Source organism: Nitrospira sp. (assembly GCA_029194675.1).
Lineage (GTDB): Bacteria > Nitrospirota > Nitrospiria > Nitrospirales > Nitrospiraceae > Nitrospira_D.
Genome location: JARFXP010000004.1, coordinates 357,496 through 378,090 on the forward strand (window position 1 = coordinate 357,496; position 20,595 = coordinate 378,090).

General features: G+C 56.1%; 25 protein-coding genes. 16 read left to right on the plus strand and 9 right to left on the minus strand.

Translation table 11 applies throughout. The annotated features are described in order from the left end of the window. Nucleotides 1–116: 116 nt before the first annotated feature. A complete protein-coding gene (locus P0120_20225) occupies nucleotides 117–815 on the minus strand; it encodes a type 1 glutamine amidotransferase (GenBank protein ID MDF0676636.1) in 699 nt (232 codons plus the stop codon). Between the two features lie 410 nt (nucleotides 816–1,225). Between P0120_20225 and P0120_20230 the strand changes: the two genes are divergently transcribed. The 4 genes from P0120_20230 to P0120_20245 all read left to right on the plus strand — a co-directional run bounded on the left by P0120_20230 (nucleotide 1,226) and on the right by P0120_20245 (nucleotide 8,310). Next, nucleotides 1,226–3,943 carry a DUF1080 domain-containing protein gene (locus tag P0120_20230; protein MDF0676637.1) on the plus strand — a complete coding sequence of 906 codons (2,718 nt, stop codon included), beginning with the start codon at nucleotides 1,226–1,228 and terminating at the stop codon, nucleotides 3,941–3,943. Between the two features lie 221 nt (nucleotides 3,944–4,164). Continuing rightward, nucleotides 4,165–6,045: an alpha-amylase family glycosyl hydrolase gene (locus tag P0120_20235; GenBank protein MDF0676638.1), complete on the plus strand. Its 1,881-nt coding sequence runs from the start codon at nucleotides 4,165–4,167 to the stop codon at nucleotides 6,043–6,045. Between the two features lie 225 nt (nucleotides 6,046–6,270). Further along, nucleotides 6,271–7,227 (plus strand): hypothetical protein, encoded by a 957-nt coding sequence (locus P0120_20240; protein MDF0676639.1) that lies wholly within the window; start codon nucleotides 6,271–6,273, stop codon nucleotides 7,225–7,227. A gap of 105 nt (nucleotides 7,228–7,332) precedes the next feature. Further along, nucleotides 7,333–8,310: a hypothetical protein gene (locus P0120_20245; protein MDF0676640.1), complete on the plus strand. Its 978-nt coding sequence runs from the start codon at nucleotides 7,333–7,335 to the stop codon at nucleotides 8,308–8,310. Here P0120_20245 and P0120_20250 read toward each other — a convergent pair whose 3' ends face one another. After that, nucleotides 8,311–9,048, minus strand: a complete 738-nt coding sequence (locus tag P0120_20250) for a methyltransferase domain-containing protein (protein MDF0676641.1) — start codon at nucleotides 9,046–9,048, stop codon at nucleotides 8,311–8,313. Between the two features lie 278 nt (nucleotides 9,049–9,326). Between P0120_20250 and P0120_20255 the strand changes: the two genes are divergently transcribed. Further along, nucleotides 9,327–9,944 (plus strand): hypothetical protein, encoded by a 618-nt coding sequence (locus P0120_20255; GenBank protein ID MDF0676642.1) that lies wholly within the window; start codon nucleotides 9,327–9,329, stop codon nucleotides 9,942–9,944. 146 nt (nucleotides 9,945–10,090) lie between these two features. On the opposite strand, the gene P0120_20260 is transcribed toward P0120_20255, so the two are convergent. Beyond that, complete coding sequence (locus P0120_20260; protein MDF0676643.1) at nucleotides 10,091–10,435, minus strand: hypothetical protein; 345 nt, start codon at nucleotides 10,433–10,435, stop codon at nucleotides 10,091–10,093. A 48-nt stretch (nucleotides 10,436–10,483) separates the two neighbouring features. Beyond that, nucleotides 10,484–11,530: a hypothetical protein gene (locus P0120_20265; GenBank protein MDF0676644.1), complete on the minus strand. Its 1,047-nt coding sequence runs from the start codon at nucleotides 11,528–11,530 to the stop codon at nucleotides 10,484–10,486. A 322-nt stretch (nucleotides 11,531–11,852) separates the two neighbouring features. Here P0120_20265 and P0120_20270 point away from each other — a divergent pair, with 322 nt between their 5' ends. The 7 genes from P0120_20270 (at nucleotide 11,853) to P0120_20300 (ending at nucleotide 14,210) form a co-directional block, all read left to right on the plus strand. After that, entirely contained in the window at nucleotides 11,853–12,041 is a 189-nt protein-coding gene (locus P0120_20270) for a DUF4160 domain-containing protein (GenBank protein MDF0676645.1), read from the plus strand. A 278-nt stretch (nucleotides 12,042–12,319) separates the two neighbouring features. Beyond that, nucleotides 12,320–12,610 carry a DUF2442 domain-containing protein gene (locus P0120_20275; GenBank protein ID MDF0676646.1) on the plus strand — a complete coding sequence of 97 codons (291 nt, stop codon included), beginning with the start codon at nucleotides 12,320–12,322 and terminating at the stop codon, nucleotides 12,608–12,610. Nucleotides 12,611–12,672: 62 nt separating this feature from the next. Further along, on the plus strand, nucleotides 12,673–13,020 hold the full coding sequence (locus P0120_20280; GenBank protein MDF0676647.1) for a hypothetical protein: 348 nt from the start codon (nucleotides 12,673–12,675) through the stop codon (nucleotides 13,018–13,020). A gap of 6 nt (nucleotides 13,021–13,026) precedes the next feature. Continuing rightward, nucleotides 13,027–13,269, plus strand: a complete 243-nt coding sequence (locus P0120_20285) for a hypothetical protein (protein ID MDF0676648.1) — start codon at nucleotides 13,027–13,029, stop codon at nucleotides 13,267–13,269. A 182-nt stretch (nucleotides 13,270–13,451) separates the two neighbouring features. Beyond that, the gene (locus P0120_20290) at nucleotides 13,452–13,730 is read left to right on the plus strand and encodes a YgiT-type zinc finger protein (protein ID MDF0676649.1); all 279 of its coding nucleotides are present in this window, start codon (nucleotides 13,452–13,454) and stop codon (nucleotides 13,728–13,730) included. 51 nt (nucleotides 13,731–13,781) lie between these two features. After that, nucleotides 13,782–14,066, plus strand: coding sequence for a hypothetical protein (locus P0120_20295; GenBank protein MDF0676650.1), 285 nt, complete (start codon nucleotides 13,782–13,784; stop codon nucleotides 14,064–14,066). A 15-nt stretch (nucleotides 14,067–14,081) separates the two neighbouring features. Further along, on the plus strand, nucleotides 14,082–14,210 hold the full coding sequence (locus P0120_20300) for a hypothetical protein (GenBank protein MDF0676651.1): 129 nt from the start codon (nucleotides 14,082–14,084) through the stop codon (nucleotides 14,208–14,210). Nucleotides 14,211–14,530: 320 nt separating this feature from the next. Here P0120_20300 and P0120_20305 read toward each other — a convergent pair whose 3' ends face one another. Then, entirely contained in the window at nucleotides 14,531–16,162 is a 1,632-nt protein-coding gene (locus tag P0120_20305; protein MDF0676652.1) for an SUMF1/EgtB/PvdO family nonheme iron enzyme, read from the minus strand. A 12-nt stretch (nucleotides 16,163–16,174) separates the two neighbouring features. Then, a complete protein-coding gene (locus P0120_20310; GenBank protein MDF0676653.1) occupies nucleotides 16,175–16,660 on the minus strand; it encodes a hypothetical protein in 486 nt (161 codons plus the stop codon). Nucleotides 16,661–16,797: 137 nt separating this feature from the next. Here P0120_20310 and P0120_20315 point away from each other — a divergent pair, with 137 nt between their 5' ends. Beyond that, nucleotides 16,798–17,061, plus strand: coding sequence for a hypothetical protein (locus tag P0120_20315; GenBank protein MDF0676654.1), 264 nt, complete (start codon nucleotides 16,798–16,800; stop codon nucleotides 17,059–17,061). Between the two features lie 218 nt (nucleotides 17,062–17,279). On the opposite strand, the gene P0120_20320 is transcribed toward P0120_20315, so the two are convergent. After that, a complete protein-coding gene (locus tag P0120_20320) occupies nucleotides 17,280–17,567 on the minus strand; it encodes a DUF86 domain-containing protein (protein MDF0676655.1) in 288 nt (95 codons plus the stop codon). A 257-nt stretch (nucleotides 17,568–17,824) separates the two neighbouring features. Between P0120_20320 and P0120_20325 the strand changes: the two genes are divergently transcribed. The 3 genes from P0120_20325 (at nucleotide 17,825) to P0120_20335 (ending at nucleotide 19,173) form a co-directional block, all read left to right on the plus strand. Further along, on the plus strand, nucleotides 17,825–18,598 hold the full coding sequence (locus P0120_20325) for a sulfite exporter TauE/SafE family protein (protein ID MDF0676656.1): 774 nt from the start codon (nucleotides 17,825–17,827) through the stop codon (nucleotides 18,596–18,598). A 106-nt stretch (nucleotides 18,599–18,704) separates the two neighbouring features. Next, a complete protein-coding gene (locus P0120_20330; protein ID MDF0676657.1) occupies nucleotides 18,705–18,908 on the plus strand; it encodes a hypothetical protein in 204 nt (67 codons plus the stop codon). Continuing rightward, complete coding sequence (locus P0120_20335) at nucleotides 18,901–19,173, plus strand: hypothetical protein (protein ID MDF0676658.1); 273 nt, start codon at nucleotides 18,901–18,903, stop codon at nucleotides 19,171–19,173. Before P0120_20330 ends, P0120_20335 begins: the two co-directional genes overlap by 8 nt. A gap of 12 nt (nucleotides 19,174–19,185) precedes the next feature. On the opposite strand, the gene P0120_20340 is transcribed toward P0120_20335, so the two are convergent. Next, entirely contained in the window at nucleotides 19,186–19,353 is a 168-nt protein-coding gene (locus P0120_20340) for a lipocalin family protein (protein ID MDF0676659.1), read from the minus strand. Nucleotides 19,354–19,404: 51 nt separating this feature from the next. Then, nucleotides 19,405–20,595 carry an aminotransferase class V-fold PLP-dependent enzyme gene (locus P0120_20345; protein ID MDF0676660.1) on the minus strand — a complete coding sequence of 397 codons (1,191 nt, stop codon included), beginning with the start codon at nucleotides 20,593–20,595 and terminating at the stop codon, nucleotides 19,405–19,407.

Consider the following 20,595-nt stretch of genomic DNA (forward strand, 5'->3'; position numbering starts at 1 on the left):
TAGGTTGAAGGCGTCCACTTTTTCGAGCCTAGCACACCCACCATCCCGTCCTCCTTTGAAGAACGGGCAGTCTATCAACGAAGAGGACATTTCTACTTTGGTGAAACCGGACATTATCATTTTGGGATTACACGTGCAGAAGGAAGAAGATGGCCGATCAACCGATCAGCCGTTTGATGGAGCTGCGGGAGCTGTGGCAGAGCTCCTAGTTTGACCTGCTGTGCCGTAAGACGAGCTTTCACCAAGTCCGGTGCACATTCGCGACAGAGTGAATCGATTCCGCCTTCCTCCATCTCCAAGTGGAAGAGCAGACCGTACGCACGATCTCCATAACGAAATGCCTGCAGCGGCACAATGTCGGAACCGGCCAAGGGCACACAGTCCTTCGGCAAATCGAAGATTTCACCGTGCCATTCAAAGACAGTGAAGGACTCAGGTCCAGCCCCAAACACAGGGTCCTGTTTCCCCACATCAGTAAGGCGAACAGGAGTCATGCCAATTTCCAATGCCTTGCCTGATCGTACCGTGGCCCCAAGGGCCTTCGCCATGAACTGACTCCCCAAACACACTCCGATCACCGGCGTACCGGCGAGCAATGCAGATCTGATGAAGGCGGTTTCCTCGGCAATCCACCTATCAGAATCGTTCACTGACATTGGTCCGCCCATCACGATCAACAAATCCCCAGCGTCATTAGGTAGGCCGTCCTTCGGGACAAGCGAATACTGGAGACCCACACCCCGCTTGGCGAGGGCCTTTACAAAAACCCCTGGACCTTCGAAGGGAACGTGTTGAAGACAGACGGCTTTGGGCATATTCGTCCGACTTGAAAGAGGTGAGCGAAAGTCACGACATGGACTCTCGCTGGGTCGATACTTACACTTTCTTTACCGAGGCAGCAAGATAAGAATCTCTCCGCAGGACTGATGAGACGCTCACCATATCGGCCCCCTTACTCAATCCATTCGCAGACCTCCAGTCGCTTAGAGCCGCAGAGACATCTCTCCTCCTCAGCGAGGGGTGTATCAGAACGGATACCCTCATGGATCTAAAGTGATACATGCCGAGTTGGTATACTTTGGTATACTGCGGCCCGTTAGTCACGATTTCGCTTATGCCTAACAAATCGGCGCTCAGTCCATTTTGGCAGTGTTCTTGCGCTGTCTAAGACACGAGCCTGCGAGTCACCGAACCAGCGTTGCCTTACGACCATAGGAGATACGCCATGGCACCCTTACTACCCTCAGAGCCTACGTCGTTCACGCTGGACAACATGGGACGGTTCCTCTGTAACACGCTGCAGGAAGCACGTGATAGCACTGCTCAGACGGTAGGAGGACGGCGGCGCGACTTCGACGTGATCGTCATCGGCGGCGGGACGTTCGGTGCCGTTATCGCTGAACATCTTTTCGTCACCGATGCGACGCACAGCCGTCGCATTCTCGTGTTGGAGGCTGGGCCCTTCGTGCTGCCCGAACATGTGCAGAACATGCCGTTTCTCGGCGGAGCCCCGGATCTGCGCGCTCCGTGGGTGAACCATCCAGCACTCAGTTACCCCGGCCTAATCTTCGCGATCGGTGGACGCTCGCTCACCTGGGGTGGCTGGTCGCCCGAATTGCTTGACGAAGAAATGGCCGCGTGGCCGCTGTCCACGCGTAATGCGTTGCGCCCTCCATCGCCCGATGAAGGTTACTTCGCCAAGGCGAGTCGGCAGATCGGTGTGAAAGAGACCAACGACTTCATCTACGGACCTCTCCATACCGCATTGCGAAAACAGCTTCATGCTGGACTCAAAACGGCGGGCAACGAGACCGGGTTCACCTTTGCCGACCTCCTCGATCACCCTGCGGTACGTTATCCCGATCCTGGGGAACCACCAATTAGTGCTGTACTGTTACGCAACTGGCTTGGGCTGCCTTCGACTGACACAACACCCCAAGCTCAACTGCTCGAATTGTTCAAACTCGAGGCGCCGCTTGCCGTTCAGTCCACAACCCTGCCCGGCTTTTTTCCGACCAACAAGTTCAGCGCCGTGCCAGGCCTGATCCGTGCTGAGCGACTCGCTGCCGCTCAAGCCGATGGAATCGGTCCGGTAGCCGACGCCCGCAAGCGGCTGATGATTGTGCCCAACTGCCACGTCCAGGAACTCATCACAGAAACCCAAGCGGATAACTGGGTGCTCGTTACGGGCGTGCGCGTCTGGCAAAACGGCGCATCGATAGACATCCCGCTTGCGCCCTCCCGCAACAACGGGCAGAGCGCCGTGGTAATCGCGCTGGGGACAGTGGAAACCACACGCGTGGCCATTACCACTTTCCGGCAATCGCTCGCCGGACGCGCTGCCCAGCGCATGGGTTCGAATCTCATTGCGCATCTTCGTTCGAATCTCACGATCCGTGTGCCGCGAGCGGCCATCGCTGCCAATCTTCCGCCGACCGTGATTCCGAGCCTGCAGACCTCTGCACTGCTTGTGAAAGGCAAGGCATCCAACGGCCGAACTTTTCATTTTCAGATCACCGCCAGCGGCTTGCAGAAACTTGGCACCGATTCGGAAGCCGAGCTGTTCAAGAAGATCCCGACCCTCGAACACCTGCAAGACATGCTGCGTGCAACCGACGACACTGTGGTCATCACCATCCGCGGCATCGGCGACATGACGGCGCGCAATCCAGACAGCTTCATCGATCTGTCGACGTTGGAACTTGATTTCGAGCGCCCGAAAGCAGTCGTTCACCTCGGCAACGCCAAGGCCGCGCCGCAGGACTTTCCCGGCAGCGCTCAGACCCAAAACGACCGGACGACGTGGGATGAGATGGACGCCGTTTCCGACAAGATTGCGCTCATCTTCGCTGGTAACGAACCATTCGACATCCTCGCAGGAGCGAACCTGACCATCCCTGTTCCCCTAGGGACACGCGCACAGCGCCTCGCCAAACTTGCCGCATTCAAAAACCGTCGCGATGATCTCGGCACGACTCACCACGATGCCGGTACCCTGCGCATGGGTGATACTGTGGCTGATGCTGTGACCAACGACTTCGGCCGCATTCACGACACAACGAACTGCTACATTGCGGGTCCCGCGCTCTTTCCGACCGTCGGCTCGCCGAACCCGATGCTCACAGGGGTGGCCCTCGCCCGCCGCACCGGAGACTTACTCAACAGTAGTGTGCTCGTGGGACCCGACCCTGTCACTAGTCCGCAGTCCGAGGCCGGTTTTCGTCCGCTCTTCGATGGCACGGCTGCGACGTTCAAGAACTGGCGCCTGGCCGGGCCGGCAGGCGGCGGCATGCTGCACGTGAACGGCGAGATGGTGAGCTACGGCGAGGGGGCATTGAGACTGTTTTTCTACGCCACTGAACTATTTGGCGATTTCACGCTGCGTGCGCAATTTCGAATTTTCGATCAGGCAAATCACAACAGCGGCATCTTCTTGCGCTTTCCACGCCCGACGCTCGACCTTAGTGATGCGCTCAAGTCGCGCACGGGGAACGAATTGTTTTTCGATCCAGGCAACCCAGCTTGGAAGCCCGTGATTGCTGGCTTCGAAGTCCAGATCGACGACAACGCGCGCGGTGATTCGAGTAAAGATTTCTACGGCATCCGGCCCGAACCGGACGGCAAGTTCAAGAATCGCACCGGCGCGATCTACAAGATTCAGGCAGGAGATCGCGTCTGGCACCTGAACTTCAACGAACCCGCAGTGCAGACCTATACCCCCGGCCCAGCGCTGGTGCCTGGAGTATGGTTCGAGTACGAGATCACGGTGCAGGGCGACGACTACACCGTGTTTTTAACGAACCTGCAAAGTGGTCAACGCATTCAGACCACCAGCTTTCACAATGCAGACTCTGATCGCGGCCGTTCACCTGGCTGCATCGGTATTCAGCCTTATTCGGGTAGTACGGTGGCATGGCGCCATATTCGCATCAAAACGCTGTAAGGGCAGTCGGAACGGGAGCAGGGACGGCAATCGAATACAAAGGGTACTCGCCAAATCAGACCATATTTCGGGGAGAAGGCGGGTCTGCGGACTGAGATCCACAACAATGAAGCTTCCCGCAGCAAGCTGCGGGGAGCTTCACTCAAGAACCGTACGGGTTGATCGTCGCTCGTTCTCGGTGAAATCATTCCCAATGGCTATCGCCAGAAGGTAGGTGCTTTATGCCATCGATGCTGCTTCCGCTCAGCGATCTCGGAGCAATCGAACACAATGGGACTGTCACGTTCGGACTCTGGCTCCCGTGGGTCTCGGCAGCCGACGGAAACGCGGTCACCGTTAAAATCATTCACGAGGAAGATCAGTTTCAGCAACATGTCCCGCCCAGCGAGTTTCCTATGACACACACGGTCCGGGCTCCCTACGGCGACTTCTGGTCCGTCACAGTGCCGATCGATGGTACGCCGCCTCCGACGACCGGCTCTGCTTGGGGTACGAGCGGTCGGTACCTCTATCGATATCAGATCAACAATCCGAAGGTAGGCCTCTTGGATTGGATTATCGATCCCTGTGCTCGTGAGTTCGGCCTGGGCAAGTTGTCCGCCTTCACACTCGGTTATCAGCCCTATAACTGGAGTGCCTCGGAAAGTACGTGGCGTGTGCCGGAGCTGGCAGATGTGGTCCTGTACGAGATCAACATCGCCGAATTCGGTGGAAGTCTCGATCATGCCGACAATCTTCTGGCTTATTTGGCCGATCTGGGTGTGAACGCCATCCAGGTAATGCCGTTGTCCAATGTGGCGATCTCGGTTGATTGGGGGTATCTGCCGATCGGGTACTTCGGCGTGGATGAACGATTTGGGAAGCGCTCAGATTTTCAGCAGTTCGTCGACAGGGCACATCAACAGGGCATCGCCGTCATTGTCGATATGGTGTACGGACACACCGGCGTCGATTTTCCCTATTACGACGCCTACACCCGCCTCCGATACCATGAGAATCCCTTTATGGGACCCTTTGCTAAGGACTATTTCAGTAACTTTGGCAAGAGCACCGACTTCAACCGGCAATTCACGCGGGATTATTTCTTCAGCGTCAATCACCATTGGCTGGAGGTCTATCACATCGACGGCATTCGCTACGATTGTGTGCCGAATTATTGGGACGGCCCGTTAGGTGTCGGCTATGCGAACCTCGTCTTCGACACCTATCAACTCACTAAGAACAAGATTGCACTCCATCAGCCCTATTGGGATCGTTTTTCATCAGGATCCAGCGCTCCCATGCGGTTGATTCAATGCGCCGAGCAGCTCGAAGGGCCGGAGGAGATCCTCCGCTCGACCTATTCCAACGGTACTTGGCAAAATCGCACGTACGATGCCGCAAAAGCCGTGGCCCGTGGCGATCGCGGAAAGTTGTCCGACTACGGACTCTCCCTCGGCCTCTTCGGCTACACAGAAGAAGAAAACAGCAATGGCGATATCATTCCCAAGACGGCGCTGCAGTATATTGAAAACCACGATCACGAACGGTTTCTGTGTAACTTTGGCCTCGTCAATCCGGATGAGGCCGGCAACCCATTGTTCCTGGAGGGTGACCGCCGCCGCTGGTATCTACTTCAGCCCTATCTGATTACGACGCTGATGAGTAAAGGTATTCCCATGCTGTGGCAGGGGGAAGAGTTCGGAGAGAATTACTTTTTGCCGGACTATGGATCCGGACGTGTCGGATTGCTGAGACCGTTGCGTTGGGACTATTTCTACGATGAGGCGGGACGCTCACTCGTCACGCTGGTCCGGAAGCTCCTCCGGATCCGGCGGCAACGGCCGCAGCTTCGCCGTGGCTCGTATTTCTTCTTTAATCACTGGGACCGATACCTGTCGCGAGGTGTCCTGTGCTTCGCACGATCTCTCGGCACGCAATACACACTCGTGACCGTGAACACCAGCGACAGCGACCAGATGGTGCCGTTTTGGTTTCCGGTCGGTGGCGACTACGTGGAGGAGCTCCATGGCGACAGTTTGAACCTGCACAATATCGTTCCACTTCAGGAAACGATGCTCACGATCCCGTCGAACTATGGGCGGATCTGGACGGTACAGTAGCAACTGCGCCATCGTGTGACAATCGCCTCACCTCGTGCACGGGCCCAAAGTGATCCCAGCTATCACACCGCTTTTCATAAATGTGCGAGAGATGCCAGTGAGATAGTGGTGGGCCATTCTGAAAGTGACGAATGGATCCGCCGGCTACACCAGGCCTCAGAACCCTTGTGCAACTTGTCGTGGCTTCCCTTTTCTATTCCCTCTCCCTTAAAGTAGACGCCCAATATGTTAACACCTACTACGACACAGTCGTTGATTCTCGGGATCGATCGTATCCTGATCCATACACAGGACGTGGAGCGCGTCTTCGCACGATTTCGTTACGAGTTCGGCCTGCCGGTCGTGTGGCCGATCACCGACTGTGGCCTGCTCCTGTCGGGTGGCTTGCACGTGGGCAACATGAATATTGAAATTGGTCGGTTTGCAGGATGTGGACTTCCCGGCACCTGGTTCTATGGGCTCGGCCTTGCCCAGTCGCAGCCGACATGGGAGATGGTGAACGGATTAGTGTCTCGAAAAGTGTCGCACGCGCCCCCTGTGACATTGCACTACGAAGAGCCGGTTGCAACCAGGTCCACACTCACCTTTTTGCGCAACCTCCTCGATGGCCAGCCGCACACACCGTTTTGGCTCGGTCGGCCTTGGGGGGGGAATACTCAAGTCTGTCGAGCTCTGGCGGCCCTTAGTACCTGGATGGTCGGCACAGCAGCCGGCTCCATGATGTTTTCCAAACTCTTGGGCAGCTCCGTGGTTTTCATGTGCGACAACCAAATCGATCGTCATCAGGAACGGTTCACGGAATTGAAGGCCAAATGGCGGAGAACGCGACAGAGCGGACCGTATGGAATCGCCGGGATTGCAGCAGTCGATATTGAGTTGACTACCACCACTGCCTATTGGGGAAGACTCCTGGATCGGCCGGACTTGAATACCAGTTCGATCCATTCTTTCAGCATGGGACCGCAGCTTCGATTTCATCCCGGTGGGGGAAACCGATTGCTCGGCATCGAGTTTTCATGTACCGACCTCGAATCGACCGCTCAGAAGCTTATTGAAAAACGATCGCTGGTTCCAATGGGTGGCACGAGAATCACCCTCTCTCCAGACCGAATGGACGGCTTAACGATTGGATTCAGCCAGTCTCCGACTACGAGAGTAAATTCAGACCAGAGTCTTTCTTAGCTAAGCTCCATTCCTTCTTCGTTTTCTCGGCTTCAGCTCTTGGCGCGATCTACCGAAAAGGAAGCGTCATGCTTATCACAGGTTCAAAAGAAGGACATCTCGCTCGTGGCAATGCCTCGCAGTGCGGTACGATTCATTCAGGATCGCGTCGACGTTGCCCCCGCGACTTCCCGCCGTGGTATCGTAGTGGATGCTCTCGCAAGGCTGGTAGTGGATTCAGGCCTGCGCTACAATCGCATCGTGAAACACTCCATCAAGAACGTTGAAGATCTGCGATGGCTGATCGGCCATACGGGCGGTTTCCGCTCAGGTTATGTCACCGACGTGCAGATATCCAAACGCCGCCTGTTCGACGAAGGATCCGGACGTGAGGTACCGGCCGGTACCACCGTCTCGGTCACCATCCGGTATGAGATTCGCGGGATGGTTCGAGTAGCCAAACTCACCATGACCGGCGTGACGGATTTTTCGGTCTTCGAACAAGACGGTGCCGATTGTTCATCGCTCGGCGTCATACAGACTGAACTCAATGCCGGGAAATTGCGCTTCTGGTTTGATCCTCAGGGAGAGCTCTATGTGGTCTGCGATGAGGCCGATCTTGAAGAGATCGCCACCCCATTCGTGACGGTCCAGCAGGCGGCAGAACTCGCTCGATGGACCTTCCAGGGTCGGACTGCCGAAGGTCCCACGGTTCAGTGGCTATTAGACGAGTTGGATCAGGCCGGTCTGCCCTGCGCTTGGCGTGAAGCGAAGCGGGCCGTCGGGCTTCATCCGGCGGTGCAGTGGGAGGGCGATCTGATCCCGGCAGGCGATTCCACGGTCAATGGAGACAATGTGGTTCATATCATGGCCTATGGCCAACTGGAGGGGCAGGGTTTCGGTTTGATGCTGCGGGTACTGGGGATTCAAGATCGGCAGATGAGCCGGATCCTCGAAGTCCTGGCTGATCAGATCACCCAACATTTTGCGGGTGACTGCCTCGTCGGCACCACGATCATCCCAGGCCGTGAATGGGAAGGTTGGTTGATTCGAGAGCACCATGCACGACACGACCGAAGGGAGAAAAACAAAGGGGGAAGCTGATCAGTGCGCGTGCTCGGCGGAATAGTGCCCGTTGCCGTTTCCATTCGCAAAACCGGCTGTACCGTTGCCGTTCGCATACCCCGCAACGGCGTGAGCCGCGACGGTTCCGTTGGTCTGTCTGCCTTTTCCGTTGACACATTCCACCAACGCCCAAAACCGTAACGGGTTTACCCGCTGTTTTCGGGCAATCTCCAGAGATGTTCCCTCCAAAACGGTATTCAGTGACAAGTCCGTTCGCCAACCGAGATGTTTGGTCAACGGAGAAATGACTTTTTCCACGGCGGCAATGACCTTGTTGCCGTTGCTGAAGTGGTTCAACATGATGATCCGGCCGCCCGGGCGGCAGACTCGAATCATCTCATTGACGACTTTTCGATAGTCGGGAACCGCCGTCACAACATAGGCTGCCACCACCGTATCGAAGCTGTCATCCTTGAACTCCATGGCTCCTGCGTCCATGCGATGAAGCTGGACATGATCAAGGCTGTGGGCTTCGGCCTTTTCTTTAGCTTTTGCCAGCATCCCTTCGGACAGATCGATCCCGACAATCCGACAATGCCGCGGGTACATCGGAAGGGCGAGGCCGGTCCCCACTCCCACCTCAAGAATCCGTTCGTTAGGCTGCACATTCAGATTCCGGATAACCGATTCACGCCCTTCGTGAAAGACCTTCCCAAAAACCTTGTCGTAAAACCCCGCGTAGGTGGTGTACACACGCTCAATCTTGTTGGGATCCATGCTCTCCTCCAAACTCACACGATCCGGCATCTGGCTTGCTTACTCTCAGAGGCAACAGACCGCTATGGCGACGCGGGGAAAAAATTGAGGCGGGAAAATCACGTGGTGCTAAGGCCCGCCCAGAACGTAGACGGCGTACTCTAGCCAATCTCAACTTCCTGAGTCAACAGATTCTTGGAGGGTCGAGAGGGAAATACCTGCCTAAGCCGAACGGGCAGAACGATGGTTTCGTGTCTTCCCTCCTTGATTCATGCCTTGTTCCTATGTGATAGCTGGTTATGATGCTGGCCGGCTTCTTCGCAGGAATTTTGTTTATCGGACTGGTCGTCGGTGATTGGCTGTATTTTATTCGGCTGACCCCGGACGCCATTCGGTACGGTTGCCCTGTCGCGAACAACCCGGATCAGTGGCCTGGAACCGCGCTCACCTCCCTCAGTGATCGGTGCACTCCCGAGGGTGTGCTGATGCTTCCGCATGGAGTGGCCTGGTTTTATCCACAACTCTCCCAGATCGCGATCCGCCCACAGTATCGATTGTTCTCCGGGCGGTTCCGAACCGCCTGGCCGGTGAAAGGGCTGATTCAGCTTACGCCGCATGACCAGTCGCTCAACGCACTCTGTGTGAAGCGTATGCCCTGGTCGTCGGCCCTCATGACGCTCCTCTGGTTTGCGCTCGTCTTGATCGGGTCCCTGACATTCGTGGTGCAGTATGCCATGAATGGAGGATTCGCTTCACTTGGGGGAACCCTCACGGGTGTAACCGTCATCGCCCTCGCCGCTCTTGTGCTGGCCTTCGGACTCGTCACGGTAGCCTTCGCGTATCGGCTCGAGGACAGCCGCCTCATGAAAGTCTATGACGAATTGCGTGATGCCATTGCGCTCCCAACATCATCCTAACCTGACCCGTGTTCTTTCTTAGCAGGATGTTCAAAAAGGCCGGCCAGCAAGGCCGCAGTGAGCGAAGGGGCGAGGCGTACTTTGGGTCGTACGTTGAGCCTCTGAGCGATGCGAGAACGAAGCTGGAGGACTTTTTCAACATCCTGTTACGCAAGAAACAAGCTCAAGAAGTGATCGTATTCCGCCGGCAAGTTCAAGGCCGATCGGTTACGAGCCAGGCCGGCAATGATGCCGCGATGCTTTTTTGCGAGGCCCGATGCATCAAAGGCCAGCCGAAATTGCTGCCACTGCAAGGCGGCGTCGGACATAATTCGGGTCTGTTCTTCCTTGGGCAGAGCATGGATCGTGGTCGTTAATACGCGAATGGCCTTCTCCACGCTTTCATACGGAGGAGCCAATTTCAATCCGGCATAAAATGTTTCGAGGTGACGGCGGAATTCATTTTTGAGGGCTCGGAGGTGATCAGAAGAAGTCGGTACAGCTTCCGGCATGGCATTCCGCGCGATGATACGGTATGAAGAAAGGATATAACAACGACCTCAACCTGAACCTACTGAAGGCTGCACTGCTTTGAGCGGCACACTGGTCCAGGTCGTGCCTGCATCGGTCGAACGATAGAGACCGCTGCCATTCGTGCCGGCATAGAGCATCTGCGGATTTTTAGGATTCATAGCCAAGGCGCGAATGTTGAGCGTTGCAATGCCCTGGTTCATGGCCCGCCAGGTCTTCCCGCCATCCGAACTTTTCCACACCCCTTTCGGACCACCGACATAGAGCTGTGACGGTTCCGTAGGGTGAAGCAGAATACTGCTGATAAAGGGATCCGTGAGGGATTGTCCGATCCGCTCCCACTGCTCTCCACTGTTCGTGGTGCGAAAGAGCCCTTTGGTCGTGCCCGCATAGACGATATCGGGATTCGTCCGATCAATTTCAATAGCATTGACGCCCAGCGCCATGGATGCCATCAGCTCACTCTCCGGAATCAGCCCATTGTTGACCTTCTTCCACGACATCGCCCCATCGTCAGTACGATACATCCCGCCTGTCGTGCCACCGTACAGGATGGTGGGATCCTTGGGATTGATGGCAATGGACGTCACGATGTGCACTTCCTTCATCCCGTTCATCCGTTCTTCCCATTCACGACCGGCGTCTTTTGTGAGGAAGGCACCGACGGTCGTCGCAATATAGATCTTTTCGCTCAGGGCTGGATGGAACACAAACTGATTCACGAACGAGACATGTTCCTTCAATCCGACATTATGTGGGAGCCAATGTTGGCCGCCGTCCGGACTCTTGTAGACCGCGTCCCCCATCGTGCCGGCATAAATCGTGGCCGGCAGGAGAGGATCGATCGCGAGCGTGGTCACTCGGCGCGCGCTGAAACTTGGGAATCGCTCCCAGGTCCCGCCGCCGTCGCGGGACTTGTAGACGGCATCATTCGTGGCGACATAGAGAATGTTCGTGTTCGTCGGATGGAGCGCGATCGAAACGATAGACTCGCTTTCTTTTTGGCAGCTGGTTGCACCTAATCCAATAAGCACAAGACCGAAGAAGAGCAGCCGAAAGTGATGGAGAATCGGCATGGTGGCGGGACCTAATCATAGCGACCAGACGAGAGTCAAGGCGACAGCCGAGCCTCTGCCAAACACCGGTGGATGAATCACTAGACCTGGGAGCGGAGACGCCATCACGTCCACGGGTCTGCCGTCCAGCGCAGGTCTTATGCGGCACCAGATAAGATCCCCACAGACAAGACTTCGCCGAGGGAAAGTTATATCTCACAGGCTAGGTTACGCAGTCCTATTGCGAGGAATCCGAGGTGGACTTATACTGACTTTTGCCTTATCCGAGGACTTATACGGAACCAGATGAGGCATAGTTTGCGTCGGGTCACAAGGACATGCCATGCCCATCATCTCGATGTTTTACGGCATCATCATTCGGATGTACTTACTCGACAGCAAGCATCACCATCTGCCTCACATCCACGCCAGATATGGAGAGTTCGAGGCATCGATCGGTATTGGGGACGCCGAAATCCTTGCCGGTGAGTTGCCACGCAAGCAATTGCGCCTGGTTCAAGCATGGATCTAACTGCACCGGGATGAATTGATGGCCGATTGGGAACTCGCTGTCAGCGGAGAACATCCTTACAAAATTGATCCCCTCTAAGGTGCAACTATCCCCAATCCGAAAATAAAATTCGTCTATTGGTTTATTCCGCGGGTCCTGTCATGGCGAACAGCCCCACCGTGCTCACTCCACCCATCCCCCAGTGGGGCCCTTCCGTTGCGCGCGGTGGGGCGCCCCGTTCGCCACGTCACCCGCAGCGTTTATGCGATCTGTTGTCAAAATTATTTCGGACTAGGGCTATGTATTGGGATGTAGAAAGTGTAACGCCGCTCTCAGATTACCGTTTGTACGTGGAACTAACCGATGGTCGGCGAGGCATCTTCGATGTCAAACCGTATCTCGACCACGGCGTATTTCGTGAATTGCGCAACCCGGATTATTTCAGGCAGGTGGGCATCGTTTTCGGCGCTTTGACGTGGCCTCACCAGCAGGATATTGCGCCGGAAACCTTGCTTGCCGAACTCGTCCCGGTGGATGCCGCACCTAACGAAGCACTTCAGAGGGACAGACCGCAAGCAGCGCGCCCTTGAAATTCGCCGTTAAGTGCTTATGTAAACAACCGGCCGGAGTTACATGATGATGAGGTGGAACCGTGAAAACCGTCGTTCTTGACGTTCGCTCCCCAAACAAAGCGATGGCTGACTTTGTCCGTGTCTGGAAAACAGGGAAGGGTGAGAAAGCCGCGCGCATTACCTTCGCCACACCGGAACTTCTCTGGAAAGTGCTGACGGCAAAACGCTGGCAATTGCTGAAGGCCATGCGCGGAGCCGGCCCTCTGTCGATTCGCGAAGCAGCGCGGCGTGTCGGACGAGATGCGAAGGCCGTCCACACGGATGTGACGGCGCTGTTAAGCGCCGGAGTGCTCGATCGAGTCGAGGATGGTCGGATAATTTTTCCGTTCGACTCCGTGAAAGTCGAGTTCCTTCTTCATGCCGCATAAATCGTCGTGCTGCGACAGACACCGGACCGCTGCGCAGCAGCGGCCGTCCGGAACATCATGTGGCGGCTGGCTCGTGCGTGCGCAGGGAACAGCGGACTGTCGCAGGCAGAGTTTGTTGCAGCGCTGAGTGTTTCGAAGCATCCCCTGGAACAATGGGAACAAGGCTGCCGCAAACCATCCGGCGCCGCAAAACAACTGTTGAAGATTTCCGAGCGGCACGCCGAGGTTCTCGTTGAGGTAGCGGCATGACCGACATAGGAAATCTTCGTATACTGACCGTTGAAAAGGATGAGATGATACACATCACAAGGTCTGACCCTTAGCTTGTGCCGCGTGTGGGCGTACAATCCGGAAAACCAATGGGCAGCATTAATCACGGTCTATCGGCCAGATCCTGATCGATGGATTGACTGGAAAATAAGGGTGAAGACATGAAGCCTTTTGAAAAGTGTCCTGTGTGCGGTGGTGAGCTAGAACACAAACTGGTAGAAAAACTCCTCAGAGGCGGAGGCAATACCGTTTCCATAAAAGTTGCCGCCGAGGTCTGCCTCCATTGTGGCGAACGGCTCTATGCCGAAGATGTCGTGAAATCATTTGAAGAAATTCGAGGGAAACTCCGTCAGCACGAATTTAGCCACTTCAGAACACTGGGGCAATCGTTCACGGTTGAAGAGAATTGGCCGAACAAAGCCATCCAACCGACCGCTTAACCCGCCGCATAACGCTTGTTACGCGCGACAGAGGTGGCGAGGCATTTCGACATGAATAAGAGGCTGACCGGTAAGGCACTTGCCAACTTCGAAGCTAAAGGCGATGTGTGGCAAGAAGTCCTGGATAGCGTACGGGAGATCAAGGCCAGCAGCGGAAAGCGGAAGCGCATTGAAGCCAAGTCCTACGTCGTTCGCCTGCGGCGGAAAAGCTGCCTCTCGCAGGCGGAATTTGCCGCAGTGCTCGGCCTGTCGAAGCGCACCCTAGCGCGCATTATTCACGACGGTTCGTCGCGAAATCGCGCAGTCGCCAAGCGAGACAGGTGCGCGGAGCCGTGAGGAAGGGAGTCATACTTGAAACAGTATGTCGACCGACCGAGCGGCGAATCCGCGATTGCAGCAGAAGCGTTCGTGAATAATGCGCGCTGGAGCAATGGGAGCAAGGCCGCCGCAAGCCGTCCGGCGCCGCGAAGCAGCTCCTAAAGATTGCCGAGCGCCATCCGAAAGTTCTCGTTGAAGTGGCGGCGTGAGCGACGTCGGAAATCTTCGCATACGGACCGTTCAAACGGATGAGACGATGCAAATAGCAAGGTCTGTCCCTTAGCTTGTGACTCGGTGCTTCTCACTCCGGCGTCTGAGTCGTTGACGGTTAGTGCCGAGCGGTCGCTGTTTGTCGCGCGTCGAACCTGTGCGACCCCCGGCTTTGTGATGCTCTCCAATCTAGGGTCGCTGCTCAGATCGTTTCACTGTCAAACACTGACGGAAACATCTGAGCAAAGAGTCAAAGCATAAAGTGCACAGTGTTAGGGCAGGTCCTGGACGAGACGGAAACCAAGGAAGTTGAACCGGTAGTCGGTGAGGCTCCAGTTCCGGGACGACGTGCGCAGGCCCACCGGTATGTTGTCCCAGGCACCACCACGGATCGCGCGCCGGTTGCAGTCGCCGCCATTCGTCGCTAACCAGGCCGAGCCATCCGATGGGGCGCCTTCGTAATCCCAGTGCTGGCAATCCTCCACCCATTCCCACACATTGCCGCTCATGTCGTAGAGGCCGAGTCCATTTGGTTGCTTGCTGCCAACCGGCTCAGTCTTGTTTGCCTCATACACCGCATACTTCTTCAATTGGCTCTCCTCAGAAGTCCCAGCCCACGTCTGGTCTTGTCCACCGCTTCGCGCCGCATATTCCCACTCTGCTTCCGTGGGGAGCCGATAGCGCTTGCCGGTCTGTTGGGACAACCACTGGGCATAGGCCTGCGCGTCATTCCACGACACGGTCACGACCGGGCGCGACCCACGCCCCAAATTCTCGTCGTCTGGCAATGGGCGCCCGGTTGCCCGAGCAAAGCGGTCGTACTCGTCAAAGGTCGTTTCATACCGAGCGATCGCGAATGGTTGGGTGATGTGAACTTTGTGCCAAGGACCTGGGGGGGACCAACCCTTCAACGTCAACACTGATTCTGCTCTTCTCATGAATGACCCAGGCGCAATCCGGACCATCGCCGGGCTGGGGACCGCAGAAAACGAGGGGGTTGGAATTCTGACTGGCTGTACGGGCTTCGCTTGTCGCCCTTGGCCAGGGAGTATGAATACAAATTCTCCCTTATCTGCGCTGAGCGACCAGTGTTGGGGATGTTGTAGGCTCCCGTTCAGCACCGCTTCCTTAATAACTCGCTCGGCAAGAAATTGATAGAGCTCTGATGTGAGAATAATCCCATCGGCATTCCCGTCGGCTGTCCCTTTGCTCAATCCTTCAAGAAGAAAGTGGGTCAGCAAACTCTGCTCCCATTTCGCAATCTCCAGGGCTTCTTGATTCGCCTGGCCGGCAACAATGAGCTGCCGACTCGGTTCCTTGGTAATCTGTTTCAGATACATTTCTGTCATTGGGTTACTGCCCTCGGGGTCAATCCCCTTGGTGTTTAAGCCGATGATTCCGCTGTAACAGGAGTCCACGATAAATAGGACATGTTTGGCAGGCCAGGCATTAGCCCACTCTTGAACCCGGCTCATGCTGATCGCGGTTGAAGACAAGTCCTGAGGGTTTGCTTCGATCGGGAGTAGATAGCCGTGCCGTTGCCCCGCGCCAAACTGCTCATCTTTACCATGTCCCGAAAAGAAGATCAGCACACGATCATCGGCACCCAATTGTTTGGGCAGCTGCGTTCCCAGCACCCTTTCGATCGATTGGCGGGTCGTGGCTGTTGGCGATACCAGGCGGGTGACCGCGAACCCCTGCTGCGCCAGCAGATCGCCGACGGCCATCGCATCCTTAATCGCATACTGAAGCGGCTTCACGTTCTGGTAGTCATTAATGCCGATGACGACAGCCCAGTTCTTGCCTTGGGTTGGAGATTGTTCAGCAGCGGAACGCGCCGGGAGTTGGACCAGCACCAGCAGCAGAATGGAGAGGACAGTAAGACCAGGGATACGACTACGCATGCGAGACACCGGTCAGGGTTGCTTGGCTGCTGCCAGAAGGCCCGCGATAATCGATGACAACTCCGAGCTGGACCCGGCCTTCTGCACGTAGGACTCTACTTCCCCATTGGGTTTCCGAACGAGGACCTGCCCGCGATCCAGCGACTGGTTTTCGATGATCTTGATCGTGGGGCCCTGCATGTCCACGATGAGCCCGCCATGCTGGGTATCTTTCAGCGTCTTGACGATCGCGTCAGCCAGTGCAGACAGCGCCGCGACCCCGACGGTGACATATAACAAGACCGCCGCTGGATTCTTTGTGTTCGGGTCTTTCTCCCGCACCGGTCCCACCTGGCCTCCCTGCTCGTTGAGGAAGTTCCGCTGAGTATTCAGCGCCGCAGAGTTCTTCGATTCCCATTCGAACTGAACGGTCCTGAGGTCGGATGCTCGTGGTTGTTCGATAGCGATCGGAGAGAGCACGAGTGCCAGAGCGAGCAGACACACAACAGCGGATCTCATCACGCAACTCCTCGCAGGTGCGGTGCCTTTCCTTTGGAAACGAATAGGCTGTCGAGAACCCAGGTACGCTATTCTACTCACTTCGCCAGTTTCGTCAACTGGCCGCTTTGGTGCCATGTGCATGCATGGTGTCAGACATGACTATTGATGGCTTCATGATGGTCAACCTCAACAATCGCGACTTCATTCCGAACTCCGGCGAACGCCCGCGGCAGGGTGACACGATCAGCACGGCGTTTGTGGAGTCGACCGTCACTCACGTCGTCAAGAGACAGGAAAAGTACCGAGAGTCTTTTTTCGATATGACCATGCTTGAAAACAAGCGGGAAAATAAACGGGGTCGGGAGTCTTTGTTTGATCGTCAAGAAAAATATGAAGAGGTCGGTGGGGCGCCAAGTTGATAGCCCTTGACGTGTCGCGGTGCGACAGTATGTGAGCCTTGATCGCGTTTCAGAGAAGCACCCGACCAACAGTGCAAGCCCAATAGTGGTGCTCATTCAGGGTGTGGCGACGGAGCTGAAATGTCGGGTCTGACTCAACCAAGGCTGAAATACTTCCCTGGAGAGATTGCCGGCCCAAACCCCTTTCTTACCCAATCCCATGCCGTACCGTGGCTGCGTCACGACATATTGTCCAGCATGCTGTTCACAGCCGCTTCAAGTACCAGCAGCTTGCGCTGAACGATATCCCAGACGATCTCACCATCAATTCCAAAGTATTCGTGAATTAAAATGTCCCTCAGCCCTGCGATCTTTTTCCGGTCGACAGTGGGGGAACGCTTGCGAGCCTCCTCAGGGAGATGTTTCGCGGCTTCCCCAATTACTTCCAAATTTCGCACGACTGCATCGAAGGTCTTGTCCTCTTGAAGGAAGACCGCCAGGGAGAGACCACTTGTATACGACTTCACTTTCTGAAGAAGTCTTGGGGGCTGGCATGCGTATTGACTTATTCTCCCATTGTTCTCCCCTCCCTTCCCCCTTGGCAGCCGTCAGGAACAACTTCACTTCGCTGATGTCGCGCTGGTCTGTCTTCGTCCCCGAATAAAACCGCTGTTTCGGCAAATGACTAGGAATAGCGTCTACCGCCATGGATCGTGAAGCAGTAGGCATCTGAAACATCCTATAATCCTTCAGGATACTTGTTCCGCCCTCCTGGAGATACCCCGTGGAACTACTCGTCGTGTGCGTCGCCGCGTTGTTGGCTTCAGGCCTCACGCTGTTTTCCGGCTTCGGGCTCGGCACGCTGCTGATGCCAGTGGTCGCCCTCTTCTTTCCACTGGACCTGGCGATTGTGATGACGGCCATGGTCCATCTGGCGAACAACCTTTTCAAGATTGGGCTGCTCGGACGAAAAGCCGATCGCCCCGTGCTGCTGAAGTTCGGGTTACCTGCGATTGCGGCAGCCTTTGTGGGAGCTGCGTTGCTGGCGTATCTGGGGGAACTGAAACCCATGTACGAATACTACGCGTTTGGGAACGACCGACAGGTGTCAGTACTGAAGTTAGTCATCGGCGTGCTCATCGTTTCATTCGTTGTCTTGGAACTTTCTCCAACATTCTCGAAGACGGCGTTCGATCGCAAATGGCTCCCGTTCGGGGGTGTCATCAGTGGGTTTTTCGGCGGACTGTCCGGCCATCAAGGCGCCTTTCGCAGCATGTTCCTGATTAAGGCAGGTCTTGAGAAAGAAGCGTTTGTTGCCACAGGGATCGTACTTGCTGTCATGGTCGATCTCGCCCGGATGGTCATTTACGGCATAGGTGTATCGGTTCACAGTAACGCCGTTGAGTGGTCGTTCGTCATCGCCGCCTGTGCCTCGGCCTTTATCGGAGCATACGTCGGAGCAAAACTGCTCAAGAAGGTCACGCTTCGGTCGGTACAGTTGATTGTTTCGGCTCTGTTGATTGTGGTGGGGGCTGGTCTTATCGCGGGTATCTTGTGACCCAACAATGCGCTGCGTCTGAGATAGCACCTCTCTTCTCCGTTGGAGCGCGCTAGTTGACAGAAGAGATATTGCGCGAGTACGGTTTGGCCGGATCGGGATAGAGATGGGGCGAAATAAAAAGCTGCGCGTGCGTATAGAGAGCCTAAGGCAGCGGATCACCGATCATCAGATTAAAATCGCGCTCGAACGTCAGCGTGCGACTCCCAATGTGAGCCTCATTCGCCATTGGACAGTCGAGATTAGGGCGTGGGAACAGACTGTTGAGCAATTGACACGGCGGCTGAAGAAAGGGAAGCGCCATGATTAAAAAGCGCAGGCGGACAAAACTCCCTGAGTCTGGAGCGCTGCTTGTGCCGTCGAGTGCCCTCTTGGACAATCACTTCGAGGAACTGCTTGAGGCGATCGAAGAAATTCGTGGTCTCACCTCGCTCTTGAAATCTATCTCCGCGACCGACGAGAAACGCGAGGAATATGAAGGGCGGCTGTATGCAGCCCTGACTCATCTCGATCATCACGTGAAGCCAGCCATCAAGGAATGGGATCACGTCGTGGATCGGATGACTGACGACTAACCCATTGTTCCTCTACATCTTCAGCCGCTCGGCATAGCCGGTCAGCTCGGCGTAACCTTGGCCTTTCATGGGTTTACCTTGTTTGGTCTCTGTCACCGCCACAGCCCCTTCCCAATAAGAGACCCTGGTACTGCGCGAGGTGCGCAATTCCTGATCCGCGCGAAGACAGAAAGATACCAGGAGTCTTTTTTAGATACGACCACGCTTGAAAACAGAGGATTCCGCATCCTGCTAGAATTGTGCGCCGTCTGCCGATAGATACGGCTCATAGGCCTTGGTCTCAAGGATGGAATGGATGGCTTGCATCGTGGCATCGATCTCGTCATCGGCAGTATAGAAGTGCGGCGCGATTCGAATGCCGACGCCGGGCCGAAAGTCCACAAGGATGTCTCGGCGAGCCAGCTCACGCACTACGGCGGCCGCATGGGGGACATCGACCGCGACCATGCCGCCCCGCTTGGCCTTGTCCCTCGGCGACCTCACCTGCCATCCATATTGATCCGCCAGCTCGACCAACTGGGAAGTCTGCCGGATCGATTTTGCCCGGATCTTCTCGACGCCGGCCGCAAGAATGGTCTCGTAGCCGCTTTCCGCCGCATACAACGCGGGGATACCGGGCGATCCATGGAGAAAGCGGTGGATGTCGGGAGCATAGGTGATGGGGCCTGGCTCAAAGGCAAAGGGTTCTCGGTGCGCCATCCACCCGGTCAGTTTTGGTTCCAGTTCGCGGTGCAGCGCCGGATGCACATAGAGGAATCCGGCGCCGGGACCGCCGCAGAGCCATTTAACGGACCCACCCACCACAAAATCGACCGCGAGCGACTTGACGTCAAGAGGCACGGTCCCTGCCGACTGGTAGACGTCCAATACGACCTTTGCGCCCACCGAATGAGCCTTGTGAACGACGGCCTGGACATCCTGAATATACCCACTCTTGAACAACACGTGCGAGATCGGCACCAGGAGCGTCTCCTCATCAATGGCGTCCAGCAGACGCTCTGTATCGATGGTCAGGCCGTCATCGCTGGGGACCACAACTAGGCGTGCTCCGGCGGCGCGGACATGCGCCTCATAGACATACATCACGGAAGGGAAATTCAAGGCTTCGTAGACCACTTTGTTGCGCTTCTGGGTCAGATCAAAGCAGGAGGCAATGAGCGACTGACAGACGGACACGTTCTGATGCATCACCACGGTCCCTGGATCGGCACCAATGATGCGGGCGACCTTGTCGCCGGTGCACACCGGCATTTCCCACCAGCCCTCAGCCCATGCCCGGATGCCGCGCGTGGCCCAGAGATCGGCGAATTCGCGCAGGCGGTCGTAGACGCGAGCCGGCATCGCACCCAACGAGTGACTGATCATGTAGATGGTCCGCTCAAGGATGGGGAAATCCTTCCGGTACGACAGCAGCTCATCCAT